Source organism: Actinomadura chokoriensis, from assembly GCF_041463665.1.
Taxonomy (GTDB): Bacteria; Actinomycetota; Actinomycetes; order Streptosporangiales; family Streptosporangiaceae; genus Spirillospora; species Spirillospora chokoriensis_A.
This window is the reverse complement of record NZ_JAXCEJ010000001.1, coordinates 1-18760: the sequence shown is the minus strand read 5'-3', so window position 1 is coordinate 18760 and position 18760 is coordinate 1. Positions and strand designations below refer to the sequence as shown.

17 protein-coding genes are annotated in these 18760 nt (G+C 72.3%); 8 read left to right on the top strand and 9 right to left on the bottom strand.

Annotated features, from left to right (window positions below; genetic code table 11):
• Positions 1-170: 170 nt before the first annotated feature.
• On the bottom strand, positions 171-932 hold the full coding sequence (locus SM418_RS00085) for an IclR family transcriptional regulator (RefSeq protein WP_371938981.1): 762 nt from the start codon (positions 930-932) through the stop codon (positions 171-173).
• Positions 933-1012: 80 nt separating this feature from the next.
• Here SM418_RS00085 and hutH point away from each other — a divergent pair, with 80 nt between their 5' ends.
• The 6 genes from hutH (at position 1013) to SM418_RS00055 (ending at position 8721) form a co-directional block, all read left to right on the top strand.
• Complete coding sequence (gene hutH / locus SM418_RS00080) at positions 1013-2557, top strand: histidine ammonia-lyase (protein WP_371938982.1); 1545 nt, start codon at positions 1013-1015, stop codon at positions 2555-2557.
• A 10-nt stretch (positions 2558-2567) separates the two neighbouring features.
• Positions 2568-4220 (top strand): urocanate hydratase, encoded by a 1653-nt coding sequence (hutU, locus tag SM418_RS00075; protein WP_371938983.1) that lies wholly within the window; start codon positions 2568-2570, stop codon positions 4218-4220.
• A 67-nt stretch (positions 4221-4287) separates the two neighbouring features.
• Positions 4288-5490 carry an allantoate amidohydrolase gene (locus tag SM418_RS00070; RefSeq protein WP_371938984.1) on the top strand — a complete coding sequence of 401 codons (1203 nt, stop codon included), beginning with the start codon at positions 4288-4290 and terminating at the stop codon, positions 5488-5490.
• A 9-nt stretch (positions 5491-5499) separates the two neighbouring features.
• Positions 5500-6888, top strand: coding sequence for a formimidoylglutamate deiminase (locus SM418_RS00065; RefSeq protein WP_371938985.1), 1389 nt, complete (start codon positions 5500-5502; stop codon positions 6886-6888).
• Positions 6885-8048, top strand: coding sequence for an imidazolonepropionase (gene hutI / locus SM418_RS00060; RefSeq protein WP_371938986.1), 1164 nt, complete (start codon positions 6885-6887; stop codon positions 8046-8048). Before SM418_RS00065 ends, hutI begins: the two co-directional genes overlap by 4 nt.
• 136 nt (positions 8049-8184) lie before the next feature.
• Positions 8185-8721 (top strand): ferritin-like domain-containing protein, encoded by a 537-nt coding sequence (locus SM418_RS00055; protein ID WP_371938987.1) that lies wholly within the window; start codon positions 8185-8187, stop codon positions 8719-8721.
• On the opposite strand, the gene SM418_RS00050 is transcribed toward SM418_RS00055, so the two are convergent.
• The 3 genes from SM418_RS00050 to SM418_RS00040 form a co-directional block, all read right to left on the bottom strand.
• The gene (locus SM418_RS00050; protein ID WP_371966041.1) at positions 8718-9197 is read right to left on the bottom strand and encodes a flavin reductase family protein; all 480 of its coding nucleotides are present in this window, start codon (positions 9195-9197) and stop codon (positions 8718-8720) included. The genes SM418_RS00055 and SM418_RS00050 overlap by 4 nt on opposite strands.
• Positions 9194-10897 (bottom strand): signal peptide peptidase SppA, encoded by a 1704-nt coding sequence (gene sppA / locus SM418_RS00045; RefSeq protein ID WP_371938988.1) that lies wholly within the window; start codon positions 10895-10897, stop codon positions 9194-9196. The genes SM418_RS00050 and sppA overlap by 4 nt, the downstream gene beginning before the upstream one ends.
• A gap of 71 nt (positions 10898-10968) precedes the next feature.
• Complete coding sequence (locus SM418_RS00040) at positions 10969-11460, bottom strand: PaaI family thioesterase (RefSeq protein ID WP_371938989.1); 492 nt, start codon at positions 11458-11460, stop codon at positions 10969-10971.
• Positions 11461-11562: 102 nt separating this feature from the next.
• On the opposite strand from SM418_RS00040, the gene SM418_RS00035 reads away from it, so the two are divergent.
• On the top strand, positions 11563-12420 hold the full coding sequence (locus SM418_RS00035) for an NUDIX domain-containing protein (protein ID WP_371938990.1): 858 nt from the start codon (positions 11563-11565) through the stop codon (positions 12418-12420).
• Positions 12421-12430: 10 nt separating this feature from the next.
• Here SM418_RS00035 and SM418_RS00030 read toward each other — a convergent pair whose 3' ends face one another.
• From SM418_RS00030 to SM418_RS00020, 3 genes are all read right to left on the bottom strand, one after another.
• Complete coding sequence (locus SM418_RS00030) at positions 12431-12784, bottom strand: ACT domain-containing protein (protein ID WP_371938991.1); 354 nt, start codon at positions 12782-12784, stop codon at positions 12431-12433.
• Positions 12785-12793: 9 nt separating this feature from the next.
• A complete protein-coding gene (glgB, locus tag SM418_RS00025) occupies positions 12794-15055 on the bottom strand; it encodes a 1,4-alpha-glucan branching protein GlgB (RefSeq protein ID WP_371938992.1) in 2262 nt (753 codons plus the stop codon).
• Positions 15056-15388: 333 nt separating this feature from the next.
• Positions 15389-15607 carry a hypothetical protein gene (locus tag SM418_RS00020; RefSeq protein ID WP_371938993.1) on the bottom strand — a complete coding sequence of 73 codons (219 nt, stop codon included), beginning with the start codon at positions 15605-15607 and terminating at the stop codon, positions 15389-15391.
• 180 nt (positions 15608-15787) lie between these two features.
• On the opposite strand from SM418_RS00020, the gene SM418_RS00015 reads away from it, so the two are divergent.
• Positions 15788-16555, top strand: coding sequence for a GntR family transcriptional regulator (locus tag SM418_RS00015; protein ID WP_371938994.1), 768 nt, complete (start codon positions 15788-15790; stop codon positions 16553-16555).
• A gap of 16 nt (positions 16556-16571) precedes the next feature.
• On the opposite strand, the gene SM418_RS00010 is transcribed toward SM418_RS00015, so the two are convergent.
• Positions 16572-17996, bottom strand: a complete 1425-nt coding sequence (locus SM418_RS00010) for a maltokinase N-terminal cap-like domain-containing protein (protein ID WP_371938995.1) — start codon at positions 17994-17996, stop codon at positions 16572-16574.
• A gap of 2 nt (positions 17997-17998) precedes the next feature.
• Positions 17999-18760, bottom strand: a 762-nt coding sequence (locus SM418_RS00005) for an alpha-glucosidase C-terminal domain-containing protein (protein ID WP_371938996.1), incomplete at its 5' end; no start/stop codon positions are given.

Sequence of the window (18760 nt, the reverse complement as noted above, 5' to 3'; positions counted from 1 at the left end):
AGGTCGGTGGCTATGCGGCGGTTGTGGAGGTTGCACGGTGAATGCCCCTGAACGGCGTCGATATCCGGAAGATCATAGCGATTCCCTCATCGGACGACAGGCGATCTTCACCGGTTCCAGTTCGCCGGGCCGTCGGTGGCGGCACTTTGCTCGGTCGTGGCCCGGCGGGCTTATGCGGGTGGGCGGCCGGTGAGGCGGGTGGTCAGGGTTTCGGCGGTTCTGCGGACGGGGGCGGCCAGGTGCGGCCAGGTTTCCGGGGGGTGGTCCTCGCGCCGGAAGGTGACGGTGATGGCGGCGGTGGGGTGGCCGGTGTGGTCGAAGGCGCAGGCGGCGATGCTCGCGAAGCCCTCGGTGATGTGGCCGTCCTCGACCGACCAGCCCCGGCGGACGTCCTCGGCGAGGGTGCGGCGCAGTTCGCGCAGGGACGCGGGGCCCTTGCCCGTGCGGTTCACGAAGCGGCCCGGGAACAGGGCGCGCACCTGGGCGGGCGGCAGGTGCGCGAGCAGGGAGAGGCCGCTGGCGGTCAGGTGGGCGGGCATGCTGACGCCCACGTCGGTGACCAGGGTGGCGTGCCGGGGCGGCTGCTCCTTGAGGAGGTAGAGGGTCTCGGCGCCGTGCAGGATGCCCAACTGGGCTATCTCGCCCGCCCGGTCGACCAGGCGGCGGAGGAGGGGACGGGCCAGGCGTTCCAGGGGTTCGTGGCGCAGGTAGGCGGAGCCTGTTTCGAAGGCCGCCACGCCGAGGCCCCAGCGGCGCTCTTCGGGGATGTAGGTGACGAAGCCGTCCTCCGACATGGCGGTGAGCAGGTGGTACGTGCTGGAGCGGGGGAGGTCCAGGGCGCGGGCGACGGCGGACGCGGGGAGCGGGCCGGGCGCGCCCGCGAGGAGGCGCAGCACCGCGAGCGCGCGGCGGGCGGCGGGGACCTGGGGCATGGACGAATTGTCTCGTATCTGAGACACCGGATGGTGGGCGGGGGTGGGACGGGCGGCGGAGAGCGGTTCCAATGGTGGGTATGGGTGTTCCTATGGTCGAGGTCGGTCCGGAAGCGTTGACGTTCGCTCAGGTCGTCGCCGTCGCGCGGGACGGCGCCCGGGTCGCGCTGACCGATGAGGCGCTGAAGCTGATCGGCGAGGCGCGAGCTCATATCGAGGAGCTGTCAGCGCTTCCGCGGCCCGTCTACGGGGTCTCGACGGGGTTCGGGGCGCTGGCGACGCGGCACATCGCCCCCGAGCTGCGCGATCAGTTGCAGCTCAACATCGTCCGGTCGCATGCGGCCGGGTCGGGGGCCGAGGTCGAGCGGGAGGTCGTGCGGGCGCTGATGCTGCTGCGGCTGCGGACGCTGGCGACCGGGCGCACCGGTGTGCAGCCGACGACCGCGCGGACGATGGCGGGGCTGCTCAACGCCGGCATCACCCCGCAGGTCTTCGAGTACGGCAGCCTCGGCTGCTCCGGGGACCTCGCGCCGCTCGCCCATGTCGCGCTCGCGCTGATCGGTGAGGGGTCGGTCAGGGACGCGAACGGCGAGTTGAAGCCGGCGGCGGAGGCGCTGGGCGAGGCGGGGATCGCGCCGGTCAAGCTCGCCGCCAAGGAGGGCCTCGCCCTGCTGAACGGGACGGACGGCATGCTCGGCATGCTCGTCCTCGCGATCGACGACCTGCGGAGGCTGCTCGTCGCGGCCGACGTCGCGGCCGCGATGACCGTCGAGGCCCTGCTCGGGACGGACCGGGTCTTCGCCGCCGACCTCCAGGCGCTCCGGCCCCATCCGGGACAGGCCGCGTCGGCCGCCAACCTGCGGGCCCTGCTCGCCGCGTCCGAGATCATGGAGTCGCATCGCGGGCCCGACTGCACCCGCGTCCAGGACGCCTACTCGCTCCGCTGCGCACCGCAGGTGCACGGCGCGGCGAGAGACACCGTCCAGCATGCCGAGCTGGTCGCGCAGAGGGAAATGGCGTCGGCCATCGACAATCCCGTGGTGCTTCCGGACGGACGGGTCGAGTCGAACGGGAACTTCCACGGGGCGCCCGTCGCCTATGTGCTCGACTTCCTGGCGGTGCCCACGGCGGACGTCGCGTCGATGTCGGAGCGGCGTACCGACCGGATGCTCGACAAGGGACGTTCCTACGGCCTCCCCGCCTTTCTCGCGGACGATCCCGGCGTCGACTCCGGTCACATGATCGCCCAGTACACGCAGGCCGGGATCGTGTCGGAGCTGAAGCGGCTCGCGGCCCCGGCGAGCGCCGACTCCATTCCGAGTTCGGCGATGCAGGAGGACCACGTCTCGATGGGGTGGAACGCGGCCCGCAAGCTGCGCAGGGCGGTGGACGGGCTGGCCCAGGTGATCGCCGTCGAGATCCTCACCGCCGCGCGGGCGCTGGACCTGCGCACCCCGCTGCGTCCCGGCCCGGCGACCGGCGCCGTCGTCGCGAGGCTGCGCGAGGCCGTCCCGCCGCCCGGCCCGGACCGCTACCTCGCGCCCGAGATCGCCGCCGCCGCCGCGCTGGTGCGGGACGGCTCCCTGGTCGCCGCCGCCGAGGCCGTCACCGGCCCGCTCTCGTAAGGAGCCCGACATGTCAGGACCCCGTCCCGTCCGCGCGCCGCGCGGCACGTCGCTGACCGCGGCCAAGGGCTGGCCGCAGGAGGCCGCCCTGCGCATGATCCAGAACAATCTCGATCTGGAGGTCGCCGAGCACCCGGACGAGCTGGTCGTCTACGGAGGTTCCGGGAAGGCGGCCCGGAACTGGGACGCCTTCGACGGCATCGTGCGGTCGCTGTCCGACCTGGACGGGGACGAGACGCTGCTCGTCCAGTCCGGCAAGCCGGTCGGGATCTTCCGGACGCACGAGTGGGCGCCGCGCGTGCTGATCGCCAACTCCAACCTCGTCCCGCAGTGGGCGACCTGGGAGGAGTTCCGCCGGTTGGAGTCGCTCGGCCTGACGATGTTCGGGCAGATGACCGCCGGGTCGTGGATCTACATCGGGACGCAGGGCATCCTGCAGGGCACCTACGAGACGTTCGCGGCGGTGGCCGGGAAGCGGTTCGGCGGCACCCTGGCCGGGACGATCACGCTGACCGCCGGGCTCGGCGGGATGGGCGGCGCGCAGCCCCTCGCCGTCACGATGAACGGCGGCGTCGCGATCTGCGTCGAGTGCGACCCGTCCCGCATCGAGCGGCGCGTCGCGCACCGGTACTGCGACGTCCGGGCCGGGTCGCTGGACGAGGCGCTGCGGCTCGCCGAACAGGCGGCGGCGGAGCGGCGCCCGCTGTCGATCGCCGTGCTCGGGAACGCCGCCGACGCCGTCCCCGAACTGCTCGGGCGCGGCGCCCCGATCGACATCGTCACCGACCAGACCAGCGCGCACGACCCGCTGATGTACCTGCCGAGGGGCGTCGCGTTCGAGGACATGGCCGCCGAACGCGACAAGGACCGGGACGGCTTCATCGCGAGGGCCCGCGCGTCGATGGCCGCGCACGTCGAGGCGATGGTCGGGTTCCAGGACGCGGGAGCCGAGGTCTTCGACTACGGGAACTCCATCCGTGGTGAGGCGCAACTCGCGGGGTACGCGCGCGCGTTCGAGTTCCCCGGGTTCGTCCCCGCCTACATCCGGCCGCTCTTCTGCGAGGGCAAGGGGCCGTTCCGCTGGGCGGCGCTGTCCGGCGACCCGAAGGACATCGCGCGCACCGACAAGGCGATCCTCGACCTCTTCCCGGACAACGAGCCGCTGGCCCGCTGGATCAGGATGGCGGGCGAGAAGGTCCACTTCCAGGGCCTGCCGTCCCGGATCTGCTGGCTCGGCTACGGCGAGCGCGACAAGGCCGGCGACCTCTTCAACGACCTGGTCGCGCGCGGCGAGATCAGCGCGCCGATCGTGCTCGGCCGCGACCACCTCGACTGCGGCTCGGTCGCCAGCCCGTACCGGGAGACCGAGGGCATGAAGGACGGTTCGGACGCGATCGCCGACTGGCCGCTGCTGAACGCCATGCTCAACACCGCGTCCGGCGCGACGTGGGTGTCCGTCCACCATGGCGGCGGGGTCGGGATCGGCCGGTCCGTCCACGCGGGCCAGGTCTGCGTCGCGGACGGGACGGCCCTCGCCGGGGAGAAGCTCCGGCGCGTCCTGACCAACGACCCCGGCACCGGCGTCATGCGGCACGTCGACGCCGGGTACGACCGCGCCGCCGAGGTCGCCGCCGAGCGCGGCGTCCGGATCCCGATGCGTTGAGTTGCGGCGAGTCGTTGTTATGGAGGACTCCTTAAGAACGACATGCCGCAGGTGAACGAGGAGAGGCATGAGCTTCGAGGAGATGTGGGCGGCGCTGCTGCCGGTCGGGCGGGACGAGGCGACCGGCGGTTACCACCGGTTCGCCTGGACGCCGCCCGAACTGGAGTGCCGGTCCTGGTTCCTGGACGAGGCGCGCCGCCGCGACCTCGACGTGGAGCACGACGCCAACGGCAACATGTTCGCCTGGTGGTTCCCCCGGAACGGAACAAGGCACAACGCCGTCCTGACCGGAAGCCACCTCGATTCGGTCCCCGGCGGGGGAGCGTTCGACGGTCCGCTCGGCATCGTGTCCGCCTTCGCCGCGATCGACAGGCTGAGACAGCGGGGCGTCCAGCCGGAACGGCCGATCGGTGTCGCCGCGTTGGCCGAGGAGGAAGGCGCGAGGTTCGGCGTGGCCTGCCTTGGCTCGCGCCTACTCTCCGGAGCGATCGACCCGGCGCGGGCGCGCGCGCTGACCGACGGTGACGGGCACACGTTCGCCGAGGTCATGCACAACGCCGGGCTCGATCCCGAGGCCATCGGCCAAGACGACGACCTCCTCGGACGCATCGGCTGCTACATCGAGCTCCACGTCGAGCAGGGGCGGGCGCTGGACCGTCCCGTCGGCATCGCCGGCTCGATCGTCCCGCACGGCCGGTGGCGGTTCGGGTTCACCGGCGAGGGCAACCACGCCGGGACGACCGCGCTCGCCGACCGCCGCGACCCGATGCCGCCGTTCGCCGGCATGGTCCTCGCCGCCCGCGAGGCGGCCGAACGCAACGGCACCGTCGCGACCGTGGGGAAGGTCGAGGTCGTGCCGGGAGGGGTGAACGCGATCGCCTCGTCCGTCACCGCCTGGCTGGACGCCCGAGGCCCGGCCGAGGACGCCGTCCGGCGGACCGTGCAGGAGGTCGACGAGGCCGCCCGCGTCGCCGCGCGCCCGCACCGGGTGAGCGTCGACCTCGCCGAGGAGTCCTACACCGAGATCGTCGAGTTCAACCTGGCGCTGCGCGACCGGGTCGGCGCGGCCCTCGGCGGCGGCGTGCCCGTCCTGCCGACCGGCGCGGGCCACGACGCGGGCGTCCTGTCCGCCCGGCTGCCCGCCGCGATGCTGTTCGTCCGGAACCCGACCGGGGTCTCGCACGCGCCCGCCGAGTTCGCCGAGCCGGCGGACTGCCTGGCGGGGGTGGAGGCCCTGACCGAGGTACTGGACGACCTGGCGCGCGGGTAAGGATCCGGTATGCAGTGGCATGCGCAGTTCGCCTGGCTCGGTGACGGTGTGGCGGCCGACGTGCTCATCGAGGCCGACGGCGAGCGGATCACGAGCATCGCGGCCGGCGTCCCGTCCGCCCCCCACGCCCAGCGGCTGCCCGGCCTCACCCTCCCGGGCCTCGCCGACGCCCACTCCCACGCCTTCCACCGCGCCCTCCGCTCCCGCGTCCAGGCCGCCGGGGGATGGGGCGAGGCCCCGGGGGCGAAACGCACCGGCACGTTCTGGACGTGGCGGGAGCAGATGTACCGGGTCGCCGACCGGCTCGACCCCGAGTCGTACCGCGCCCTCGCCAGAGGCGTGTTCGCCGAGATGGCCCTCGCCGGGATCAGCTGCGTCGGAGAGTTCCACTACCTGCACCACAGGCCCGGCGGCGCGCCCTACGCCGACCCAAACGCGATGGGCGAGGCGCTGATCGCCGCCGCGGCCGACGCCGGAATCCGGATCACCCTCCTCGACACCTGCTACCTCACCGGCGGCATCGGCCGCCCGCTGAAGGGCCCGCAGCTGCGCTTCGGCGACGGCACCGCCGGCAACTGGGCGCGTCGCGTCGACACCCTCTACGAGCAGACGGACAAGGCGGGCCGGCTGCACGCCCGCGTCGGCGCCGCGATCCACTCCGTCCGCGCGGTGCCGCGCGAGCAACTCCATGCAGTCGCGGCCTGGGCGAAGGAGCACCGCGCGCCGCTGCACGTCCACCTGTCCGAGCAGCCGGCCGAGAACGAGGCGTGCCTGGACGCCTACGACATGACCCCCGCCCGCCTGCTCGCCGAGTCGGGTGCACTCGGCGCGCTCACCACCGCCGTCCACGCCACGCACCTCACCGACGAGGACATCGACCTCCTCGGGACGACGATGACCGGCGTGTGCATGTGCCCGACCACCGAACGCGACCTCGCCGACGGCATCGGCCCCGCGCGCGCTCTGGCGGACGCCGGATCCCTGATCTGCCTCGGCTCCGACCAGCACGCCTTCATCGACATGTTCGAGGAGGCACGCGCCGTCGAGCTGGACGAACGCCTCCGCACCCATGCCCGCGGCCACTGGACGGCCGGGGAACTGATCGCCGCCGCCACCTCCAACGGCCACTACGCGCTCGGCTGGCCCGAGGCCGGACGCCTGGAACCCGGCGCGTACGCCGACCTGGTCACCGTCGACCTCGACTCGGTGCGCACCGCCGGCGCCGCCCCCGGCCACACCGCCGAGGCCGCGATCTTCGCCGCCACCGCCGCCGACGTGCGGCACGTGGTCGTCTCCGGCCGCCCGATCGTCCACGACGGCCGCCACCTGCTCGTCGACGACGTCGCCGCCGCACTCACCGAAGCCGTCACGGCCGCCACCCGGGAGGAGCCTGCGTGAGCACGGTCATCACGAACATCGGGGAGCTGGTCACCAACGACCCCGCCACCGGCGACGGCCTCGGCGTCATCCGCGACGCCGCCCTCATGATCGACGGCGGCGCCGTCGCCTGGACGGGCCCCGCCGCCGGGGCGCCCGCCGCCGACGAATCCTTCGACGCCGCCGGACGCGCCGTCCTCCCCGGCTTCGTGGACTCCCACGCCCACCTGGTCTTCGCCGGCGAGCGCGCCGAGGAGTTCGCCGCCCGGATGAGCGGCCGGAAGTACGCGGCGGGCGGCATCCGGACCACCGTCGAACGCACCCGCGCCGCCTCCGACGACGACCTCCGCGCGAACCTGCGACGTCTCATCGACGAGATGGCGCGCCAAGGAACGACGGCCGTCGAGTGCAAATCCGGCTACGGACTCACGGTCGAGCAAGAGGAACGCGCCGTCCGCATCGCCGCCGAACATGCGGACGAGGTCACCTACCTCGGGGCCCACGTCGTCCCCACCGAGTACGAGCACGACGCCGCCGCGTACGCGCACCTCGCCGCGACCGACATGCTTGCCGCCTGCGCCCCGCACGCCCGCTGGGTGGACGTCTTCTGCGAGGAAGGCGCGTTCGACGCAGACCAGGCCCGCGAGATCCTGCAAGCGGGCATGAAAGCGGGCCTGGGCGCCCGCCTCCACGCGAACCAGCTCACCCAAGGCCCGGCCGTGCAACTCGCCGTCGAACTGGACGCCGCGTCCGCCGACCATTGCACGTTCCTGAGCGACGCCGACGTGGACGCCTTGGCCTCGTCCCAGACGGTCGCGACCCTGCTGCCCGGCGTCGAGTTCTCCACCCGCCAGCCCTACCCCGACGCCCGCCGCCTCCTGGACACGGGAGCGACCGTCGCCCTGGCCACCGACTGCAATCCGGGCTCCTGCTACAGCTCCAGCATGGCCTTCTGCATCGCCGTGGCCGTCCGCGACATGGGCATGACCCCGGACGAGGCCGTCTGGTCAGCCACGGCCGGCGGCGCCCGCGCCCTCCGCCGAACCGACGTCGGGCACCTCGGCATCGGCGCCCGCGCCGACGTCCACGTCCTGGACGCCCCGTCCCGCATCCACCTCGCCTACCGCCCCGGCGTCCCGCAGACCGCCGCCGTATGGAAGGCCGGCCGCCGGGTCGCCTGAGACGACGAGGGGATGGCGGCACACACCGCGCACATCGACCAGCCGGAGCTACCCGGCGGGGTCCGCGGAGCCCGCCGGCCGTGTGGGCCCCGAGGAGCCGGGTATGTCCGCCAGTCGTCGAACGTGGAGGCATCACATGGCGGAGTTCCTGACGGACATCGAGACCCTGCGCGAACGCGCCCGCAAGGAGATCGAGAAAGGACCGATCACCGAGGCGTACGGCGCGGACGTGGAACGCGTGATCCAGGTGTGCAACGAGGCCCTGGCCACCGAGATCGTCTGCACGCTGCGCTACAAGCGCCACTATTACACGGCCACCGGCATCCATGCCGAGGTCGTCGCGAGCGAGTTCCTGGAGCACGCCGCTGAGGAGCAGCAGCACGCCGACATGCTCGCCGAGCGGATCGTCCAGCTCGGCGGCGACCCCGACTTCTCGCCCGACACGCTCACCACCCGCGCCCACGCCGAGTACGACGCCAGCCTCGACCTCGTCGAGATGATCAAGGAGGATCTGGTCGCCGAGCGGATCGCCATCGCCTCCTACACAGAGATCGTCCAGTGGCTCGGCGACGGTGACCCGACGACCAAGCGCGTCTTCGAACGCATCCTGGCGCAGGAGGAAGAGCACGCCGACGACCTGCGCGGCCTCCTGGAACGCCTCCCCAAGGGCTAGACCGGCAGATAACGGCGGTTGACCCTCACCAGGGGGGTGCGCTCGCTGGTTATGTAGTCCGTGGTGAGGACTTCGGCTACGAAGAGGGTGTGGTCCCCTGCCTCCATGGTCTGGCGGGTTTCGCATTCCACAGCGGAAATGCCGGTTTCGAGGATCAGGGCGTCCGAGTGGGGGCCCCGGTGATGGGGTTCGGCGGCCAGCAGGATGCGGGCGCCGGGGCGGCCCTCGGCGGCGAAGCGTCCGGCCAGGGCCCGCTGGGGCGAGGACAGGATCGTCGCGGCCCAGCGGGGGCGGCGGTTCAGGACCTCCGAAAGGTAGGAGGACGTCGCCACGCTCGCCACCACCATGGGCGGGTCGAGGGAGACCGACATGAACGAGGTCACCGTCGTGCCGAGGTCGTCGCGGCCGTCGCGGACGGTCAGCACCACCACGCCCGTGGCGAAGCCCGCGACGGCCTCGACGAAGTCGGTGTTCAGCGGATCTCCCAGGTGCCCGGGAGGGTGAGCGGGCCCGCGGCGGGCAGGCCGAGGCGGGCGGCGAGGCCGCCGAGCGACCCCCAGCCGTCGAAGCGGGCGGACGCGGCGGTGCGGTCCTCGCTGGACTCGGGCGGGCGGAGCCGCTCCAGCGGCGAGGTGTGCGGGTACGTCCGGATCGGCGCGTCGGCCGGGAGGCCGGACTTCTTGCGGGCCAGGTCGAGAGCCGTGTCGATGCCGCCGAGCTCGTCGACCAGGCCGCGCTCGCGGGCGTCCGCGCCTGTCCAGACGCGGCCCCGGGCCAGTTCGTGGACGCGTTCGCGGGACAGGTCGCGGCCCTCGGCGACCTTCGCGGTGAAGTCGTCGTAGATCCGGTCGAGGGACGCGTTGACCCGCTCCCACTCGGAGTCGCTGAAGTCCTTGGTGGCGCTCAGCATGCGGGCGTGGTCGCCGTCGGCGACGGCGCCGAGGCCGATGCCGACGCGGTCCAGCAGGTCGTTCACGACGGCCTTGCCGACGACGACGCCGATCGAGCCGGTGAGCGTGCCGGGCTGCGCGACGATCGTGTCCGCGGCCATCGACACGTAATAGCCGCCGGACGCGGCGACGTTGCCCATCGAGACGATCACGGGCTTGCCGGCGCGGCGGGCGAGGACGACCTCCCGCCAGATCGCGTCGGACGCGACGGCGGACCCGCCGGGGCTGTTCACGCGGAACACGATGGCCTTGACCCGGTCGTCCTTGACGGCGGCGCGGAACGCGGCGCCGATCGTGTCCGAGCCCATCGCCGGGCCGGAGTTCGGCAGCGGCCCGCCGCGCCCGCTGCGGCCGAGCCGGATCGGGCCATGCCCGTTGATCAGCGCGACGACGTCCTGCCTGCCGGGCTGCGGGAGGCGTCCCGCGATGCCGTGCGCGCGGTTGTAGCGGGAGACGTAGCGCAGCTGCGCCTCCTCGCCGAACTCCTCGCGCAGGTCGGCGTAGACCTCGTCGCGGTAGGCGAGGCGGTCGACCAGGCTCTCCTCAAGCGCCTCGTCGGCGAGGAACGGGCCGCGGTCGACGAGTTCGCGGACCCTGTCCTGCGGCAGGCCGCGCGCGGCGGCGATCCCGGCGACGATCTGCTCGCCGAGGGAGGCGACGAGGCGCTGCGACGACTCCTGGTGCTCGGGCGTGTAGGTCTTCTCCATGAACGTGTTCGCCATGGTCTTGTACTCGTAGCGCTTGGCGAACCGGGGCTGGATGCCCGCCTTCTCCAGGGCGCCCGCGAAGAACGGCTCCTCGATCGCGACGCCGGTCAGCCCCACCTCGCCGGTCGGCTGGAGGTAGACCTTGTCGAAGCCGGTGGCCAGGTAGAACGGGACGGTGCCGCGCCCGCCCTCGCCGTACGTCTCGGCCCACGCGACGGTGAGCTTGCCGGCGTCCCGCAGCTCCTTGACGGCGTCGCGCAGCTCCTGGGCGAGCGCCAGCCCGATACCGCCGGTGATCTTCACGACGAGGGCGCGCACCCGGCTGTCGGAGCGGGCGCGGCGCAGCCCGTCCAGGACGTCCCGCAGGTTCGTCCGGCGCATGGACAGGAGCGCCGAGACCGGGTCGGACGGCGCGGTCTCCACGATGCCCTCGGTGAGGTCCAGTTCGAGGATCAGCGGGGCCGTCCGCCGGTCGCGGGCCTGTTTGAACACGTTGACGACTGTGCCGGGATCCAACATGGCACCAGACTATGCGGTCGCCCCCGGCCCTTCCCGGGTCCTGAGCCTGGGCGCGCTCCGGCGGGAGGACGTCAGCGGGTGAACGCCTTGTTCGGGATCACGCTCGCGGACGCCTGCGCCACCGGGCGGCCGCGCACGTCGGTGACGAGCGCGTTGGAGACCATGCGGGTGCCGCCGGGGTGCAGGCACGTCCCGGTCACCGTGTACGTCTGCCCGGACTGGACGCCGCGCAGGTAGTCCACGTTCAGGTTGAGCGTGAGCATCGGCATGAAGTGCTCGCACGTGCTGCTCGCCGCCATGCAGACCGCGTTGTCGAGGATCATCGCGATGTAGCCGCCGTGGACGGTGCCGCCGGGGTTGCAGAGCTTGTCCTCGGGCGACCACGCGATCTCCACCCGGCCGGGCTCCGCGAACGTGACGGCCTGCCCGATGTACTCGCTGATGTCGGAGAAGTCGGGCAGGCGCTTGTCGATCATCGCCCGGATGAAATCGGCGCCGGACAGCTGGTTCCACAGGTCGGCGGCCTCCTGCAGGGCCGCCTCGGGGGTCGCCTCGACGCTCAACTCGACTCTCCTTGATCACGGGAATTACCGAATTTTATTCGGGGATCGGGCCGGGCGGCACTGTGCCGTGCATCACGGGTGTCCGGCGCTATCGTCGGACGCATGGGAGACGGCGACGGCTGGGCCGGCTGCGGCCAGGGCCACACGCACTGGGGGCGGTTCGGCGCCGCGGGCCTGCTGGCCTACCACCGCGACGCCGGCGGCCAGGTGTGGATCCTGCTGCAGCAGCGCGCGTGGTGGGGGCTCGGCGGCGGGACGTGGGGCATGTTCGGCGGCGCCCTGCACAGCCACGAGGACGCCGTCACCGGCGCGCTCCGCGAGACCTCCGAGGAGTGCACGCTCGACACCGGAGTGGTGAACGTGCACGGCACCAGCGTCGAGGACCACGGCGGCTGGTCGTTCACGTCCGTCATGGGCTCGCTGTCCGAGCGCATCCCCGTCGCCCCCGCGTCCAGGGAGACGCGCAGGGCGGAATGGGTGCGGGTGGAAGAGGTCACCGACCGCAAGCTGTTCGCGCCGTTCGAGCGGTCGTGGCCCCGCCTGCAGGACGCGATGAAGGGGCTCGTCCTCGTCGTGGACGCGGCGAACGTCGTGGGCGCCCGCGCCGACGGCTGGTGGAAGGACCGCGCAGGAGCCAACGCGCGGCTCCGCGACGACCTGAAGGCCCTCGGCGGCGGCGTGCAGGGCCTGCCCGGCGGAGTCGTCCCGTTCGACCGCTGCTTCCCCGAGGTCGTCATGGTCGTCGAGGGAGCGGCGCGGCCGGTCGCGGACGAGCCGTCCGACGGGGTGGCGGTCGTGGCGGCGCCCGGCAGCGGCGACGACCAGATCGTCGACCTCGTCCGGCGGGCCGGGCCCGACCACGCGCACCTGGTCGTCACGGCCGATCGCGAGCTGCGCGCCCGCTGCGAGGAGGCCGGCGCCGCCGTCACCGGCCCGCGCTGGCTCCTCGATCGCCTCTAGTCGTCTTTCTCTAGTCCTCGACGCGGTGGCCGGCGCCGCGCAGCGCCGCCGTCGCGTCCTTCAGCCGGTGCTCGGGCACGAGGACGAGGTCGGCGTGGTAGGTGGACGCGACGAAGACCGGCACCCCGGCGTCCGCGAGCGGCCCCACGAGCGCGGCCAGCATGCCGGGCGTGTCGAGCCCGTGGCCCGCCTCGCCGTAGAAGCCGACCCAGCGCTCCACCTCGGCGAACGGCGACGCGTCCCGCACGATGGTGAGGCCCTCGGGGGCGCGCACCAGCGCGATCCACTCGTCGTCCTCGGGGAACGTCGCTTGCGGCAGGTGCTCGACCACGAACTGCCCGGGAACGATGTGCAGGCGCTGCATGCGCCCACCCTATTCGGGCACCAGCCACACCGCGCCCAGCGGCGGGACGCGCACCACCGCGGACGCGGGCAGGCCGTGCCACGGTTCCCCGGTCGCCTCGACGCGGCCCATGTTGCCGACGCCGCTGCCGCCGTACTCGTAGGCGTCGGTGTTGACGACCTCGCGCCAGCCGCCCGCGCGGGGGAGGCCGAGCCGGTAGTCCTCGTGCGGGTTCCCGGCGAAGTTGACGACGCAGGCGACGACCGGCGGCTCGTCTCCGTCCTCGTGGGTCTCGGTGTGGTGGGTCCCGGTGAGGGGCGTCCCGTAGCGCAGGTAGGAGAGGGTGTTGCCGCCCGCGTCGTTGCCGTCGATCCAGCGGAACCCCTCATGGTCGCTGTCGCGCGTCCACAGCGCGGGCTCGGCCCGGTAGGCGCGGTTCAGGTCGCGGACGAGCTTCTGCAGCCCGAGATGGTTGGCGCCCTCTGCGGCGTTGTCGAGCAGCCACCAGTCCAGCGGGCGTTCCTCCGCCCACTCGGCGCCCTGCCCGAACTCCTGCCCCATGAACAGCAGCTGCTTGCCGGGATGCGACCACATGTAGGCGAGCAGGGCGCGCAGCCCCGCGAACTGCTGCCAGGCGTCGCCCGGCATCTTGCTCAGCAGCGACCCCTTGCCGTGGACGACCTCGTCGTGCGACAGCGGCAGGACGTAGTTCTCCGAGAACGCGTACACCAGCGAGAACGTGATCTCGTTGTGGTGGTAGTGCCGGAACACGGGCTCGTGGCGCAGGTATTCGAGCGTGTCGTGCATCCAGCCCATGTTCCACTTGAACCCGAACCCGAGCCCGCCGAGATGGGTCGGACGGGACACTCCCGGCCACGCCGTCGACTCCTCCGCGATCGTCATGACGCCGGGGTTGCGCTTGTAGACCGTCGCGTTCATCTCCTGGAGGAAGGAGATGGCCTCCAGGTTCTCCCGGCCGCCGTAGATGTTCGGCGACCACTCGCCCTCGTTGCGCGAGTAGTCGAGGTACAGCATCGAGGCCACGGCGTCCACGCGCAGGCCGTCGATGTGGAACTCCTCCAGCCAGAACGACGCGTTCGCCACGAGGAAGTTGCGGACTTCGGCACGCCCGAAGTTGAAGACGAGCGTCCCCCAGTCGGGGTGCTCACCGCGCGTCGGATCCTCGTGCTCGTATAGGGCGGTGCCGTCGAACCGGGCCAGCGCCCACTCGTCCTTGGGGAAGTGGGCCGGCACCCAGTCCATGATGACGCCGATACCGGCCTGGTGGAGGCGGTCGATGAGATGGCGGAAGTCGTCCGGGTTGCCGAACCGTGCCGTCGGCGCGTAGTAGGACGTCACCTGGTAGCCCCAGGACGGGCCGTAGGGGTGCTCCGCGACCGGCAGCAGTTCCACGTGCGTGAACCCCATCTCGTGCACGTAGTCGGTGAGTTCCTCGGCCAGTTCCTTGTAGCTGAGCCCAGGACGCCACGACCCGAGATGCACCTCGTACACGCTCATGGGTTCGTGCAACCAGTCATGGTCCTTGCGGGCGTCCATCCACTCGCCGTCGGCCCACTCGTAGGACGAGGTGAACACGCGGGACGCCGTCGCCGGAGGATGCTCGGTCCACTGCGCCATCGGGTCGGCCTTGGCGCGCCACACGCCGTCCGCGCCGAGGATCTCGTACTTGTAGCGCATGTCATCGCCGACGCCCGGGACGAACAGCTCCCAGATGCCGGTGGAGCCGAGCGACCGCATCGGATGGGCGCGGCCGTCCCAGTGGTTGAAGTCGCCGACCACGCGCACGCCGCGCGCCGTCGGCGCCCACACCGCGAAAGCCGTCCCGCGCACGGTGCCGAACGCGGACGCGTAGGAGCGGACCCGCGCGCCGAGCGCCCGCCACAGCTCCTCGTGCCGTCCCTCGCCGATCAGGTGCAGATCGAGCTCGCCGAGCGTCGGCAGGTGCCGGTAGGGGTCGTCCTGGATCGTCTCGACGCCGTCCCCGTAGGTGACGGCGAGCCGGTAGTCGGGGACGGCCAGCGGCGCCTTCCTCGCGTCGCCGCCCGCGAGGGACGCCCCCGCGGGAAGCGTGCCCTTGAACAGGCCCTGGTGGAAGTGGTGGAGCGCGTGCCGGTCCCCGTTCGGCAGGACGACCTCGACCCTGTCGGCGAGCGGCCGCAGCGCCCGCACCGTCACGCCGTCCCTGCCCGGATGCGCCCCGAGGACACCGTGTGGATCGTGATGGTCGCCGCCGACGAGCCGGTCGATCTCCGCGCGCGTCACCCGTGCCATGTCCTCAAGGCCTCCCGTCACTGAGCCTTTGCCTCAGTAGAGGTGCCCCGAGAAGCGGCGGTCTCACATGGCGGGCGGGCCTGATTCCGCGAGTTCCGCGTTCATGATCGTGATTGCGGCCGCACGGGCGGCTCGACTCTTCGTCGTGGGGTCGCGCCGAATGGCGCCGCCCGTGCGGCCACGTCTTCCTCGCCCCAGGGGTGACATCCACCCCGCCCCCCTGGGCTCCATTCCTGTGTCACCTCAGCGACACAGGTACCTGCCGTACCGGAGCGCCCGGCCCGGTCCGCCCCCGCCTGCGGACCGGGCCCCGCCGTTCCCCTTGGCGTCCCGTCATCCGTTCCCGTTCCAGCCCGGCGTCTGCCCGATGAGGAGCCGGCGCAGCCCCGGCGAGTCGTCCGCCGCCACCGTCATCGCACATCCCGCCTGAAGTTCGGCGTCGGTGAGGTCGCCGCTGCGGGTCGCGTACCAGCGTCCCGCGTCGCTGCGCCACACCTGCCAGCCCGGGAACTCCGCCTCGATGGCCGCCTTCAACGCGGCGAAGTCACCCATCAAGGTCGTCCCTTCCCAGAAGCCGTTCTTCTGTATACAAAAGTCATACTCACTCCAAGAGGTGTCAAGCTGTCCGTAAGCGGACCGTGCCCTCGCGGATAGCGCATCGAGGGCATGGACGGCTCGGAGGGGCCGACCAGGATCGAACGCCGTTCGAACGGGTGGTACCAGAGTTGGGAGGTGACGCCGGTGCCGGACCGTCCCGCCTACCTGCGCATCGCCGACACGCTGCGGGAGGGGATCCGGGACGGCAGCCTGCCGCCGGGAACGCGGCTGCCGACCATCGCGGAACTGTGCGAGACCCACGGCGTCTCGGAGATCGTCATCCGGCAGGCGGTCGCGCTGCTGCGCGGGGAGGGGCTCGTCGAGACCCGCCGCGGCGGCGGCACGCTCGTCAAGGTGATCCCCCCGGCGCGGCGCGTCGCGATGGACCGGTACCGCGCGGTGAGCCGGCCCCTCGCGGTTCCCGAGACCACGTTCACCCGCGACCAGAAGATCACCTGGGAGGAGTACCGGCTCGACAAGGAGTTCACCCGGGTGCGGGCGGACGACGAGCTCGGCGGGCTGTTCGAGCTGCCGACCGGCGCCGACCTGCTGCGCCGCCGCTTCGTCTTCTACGCGCGCGGCGAGCCGCAGCAGATCTCCGTCAACTACCTGCCGTGGGACCTCGTCGGCGACACGCCCGTCTGCGACCCGGCGCGCGAACCGTGGCCGGGCGGGACGCTCGCGCAGCTGGCCTATCTCGGGCACCCGCCCATCCGGGTGGAGGAGGCCGTCCGGTCCCGCATGCCGACCCCCGAGGAGGCCGAGACCCTCCGGATGAGCCGCGGCGTGCCGGTCCTCGGCATCACCCGCCGGTTGCTGGCGCGCGACGGCGTCATGGAGGTGTGCCGCGAGATCGTGCTGCCCGCCGACCGCGTCGTCCTGGACTACTCCATCGACCTCTGAGCGGGCGGGACGCGGGTCAGCTCGCGAGGCGGGCGAGGGACCGCAGCGGGACGGGCAGCCAGGAGGGCCGGTTGCCCGCCTCGTACCGCACCTCGTAGACCGCCTTGTCCAGCTCGAACGCCCGCACCAGCGTCGCGTGCGCGGCCGGGTCGGGCCCGCCTGCCGCCGCGTAGCCGGCGCAGAACGCCGCCCGGTTCCGTTCCGCCCACGCCTGGGCGCGCAGTTCCAGCGCGTCGGCGCTCTCGGCGGGCAGCCCGCCCTCCCGCACGAGCAGGAACCGCGCCGCGTACTCGAAGGAGCGCAGCATCCCGGCGACGTCCCGCAGCGGGTGCGCGAGGGCGCGGCGCTCGGCGGGGGCGCGGGCCGGCTCGCCCTCGAAGTCCAGCAGCACCCAGCCCGTGTCGGTGCGCATGGCCTGGCCGAGGTGCAGGTCGCCGTGGACGCGCTGGAAGGGCAGCACCGTCGCCTCGGCCGCCACCTGGTCGAACACCTCGCGGATCGCGTGCGCGTGCGGGCGCAGCTCGGGGACGGCGGCGGTGACCTGGTCGAGCTGCACGTTCATCCCGAAGACGATGTCGCGCAGCACCTCGGGCGGCGTCTGCGTCACGCCGAACGCGCGGGCGAGGTCGCGGTGCACCTGCGCGGTGGCGGCGCCGAGCCGTTCGGCCTCGGCCGCGAAGTCGCCGCCGGCCGATCCCGCGTCGTCCGTCGCGGACGCGGTGGCCGGGCCGGGCGGCGAGAACTGCGCGAACCAGTCGCGGGCGCTGGTGAGGGCGAGCTGCCAGGCGTCCGTCCCGGTGCGCAGGAACTCCGACAGCAGCGCGAGGGTGATGGGTTCCGCGCCCGGGGCGCCGGGGTCGAGTTCGATCCAGCCGTGCACGGCCGGAACGTGCTCGCAGCCGGCACGGGACAGGGCGAGGTTGACCTCCAGGTCGGGGTTCACGCCGGGGGAGAGGCGCCGGAACAGCTTGCAGATGTAGGCGTCGCCGTAGATGAGCGAGGTGTTGCTCTGCTCGGCCGAGATCGGCAGGCCCTCGACGTCCGTGCGGATGCCCGTCCCGGGCGCGCGGCGGAACTGCAGCGGCCCGACGGCCGTCTCGTTCGCCATGAAGTCGAGCAGGATCCCGGTGAGGTCCGGGTCGTGGGCGGCGTCGTAGACCTGCCCGCTGATCGGCGGCTCGCCTGCCGTCCGCCCGATCGCGCAGGCCCCCAGCCGCTCGGGCAGCTCGCCGCGGACGCCGAGGAGCACCTGGTAGTGCTCGGTGACGCCGTCCTGGCGGACGTCGAGGACGAGGTGGTGCAGGGCGGGGTCGCCGGAGCGCAGTTCGGTGGCGGTGCCGATGGACAGCTCGTCGATGGGGACGTCCTTGCCGCCGAACCACCGCTGCCTGGGCAGCCAGTCGGACAGGAGCCGAACGAGGGAATGGTCGGGCGGCGGCACGGTTACATCACTCCTTCACTCGGTTCGTATTCTGCGGGCGCCGGCGGGAGCAGGAACCAGTAGAAGCCGTGCCCGGGAAGCGTCAGCAGATAGGGCAGGTCGCCGATCGCCGGGAACTGGACGCCGCCCATGCACTCGATCGGCGCGGAGCCCCGGAAACGCCGCAGGTCGAGTTCCACCGGCTGCGGGAAACGGGAAAGGTTGTTCACGCAGAGGACGGTGTCCATACCGCCCCACTGGTTCGCGTCGCCGCCGTTGATCTCGCGGGTGAAGGCGAGGACGGAGGGGTTGGAGGCGGAGAGTTCGACGTAGGAGCCGACGCCGAAGACGGGGTGGCGTTGGCGGATCTCGATCATTTTGCGGGTCCAGTGCAGGAGGCTTCCGGAGTTGTTGGCCTGGGCTTCGACGTTGACGGCCTGGTAGCCGTAGATGGGGTCCATGATGACGGGGAGGTAGAGGCGGGCGGGGTCGCAGTGGGAGAAGCCGGCGTTGCGGTCGGGGGTCCATTGCATGGGGGTGCGGACGGCGTCGCGGTCGCCGAGCCAGATGTTGTCGCCCATGCCGATTTCGTCGCCGTAGTAGAGGACGGGTGAGCCGGGGAGGGAGAGCAGGAGGGCGGTGAAGAGTTCGAGTTGGTTGCGGTCGTTGTCCAGGAGGGGGGCCAGGCGGCGGCGGATGCCGATGTTGGCTTTCATGCGGGGGTCTTTGGCGTATTCGGTGTACATGTAGTCGCGTTCTTCGTCGGTGACCATTTCGAGGGTGAG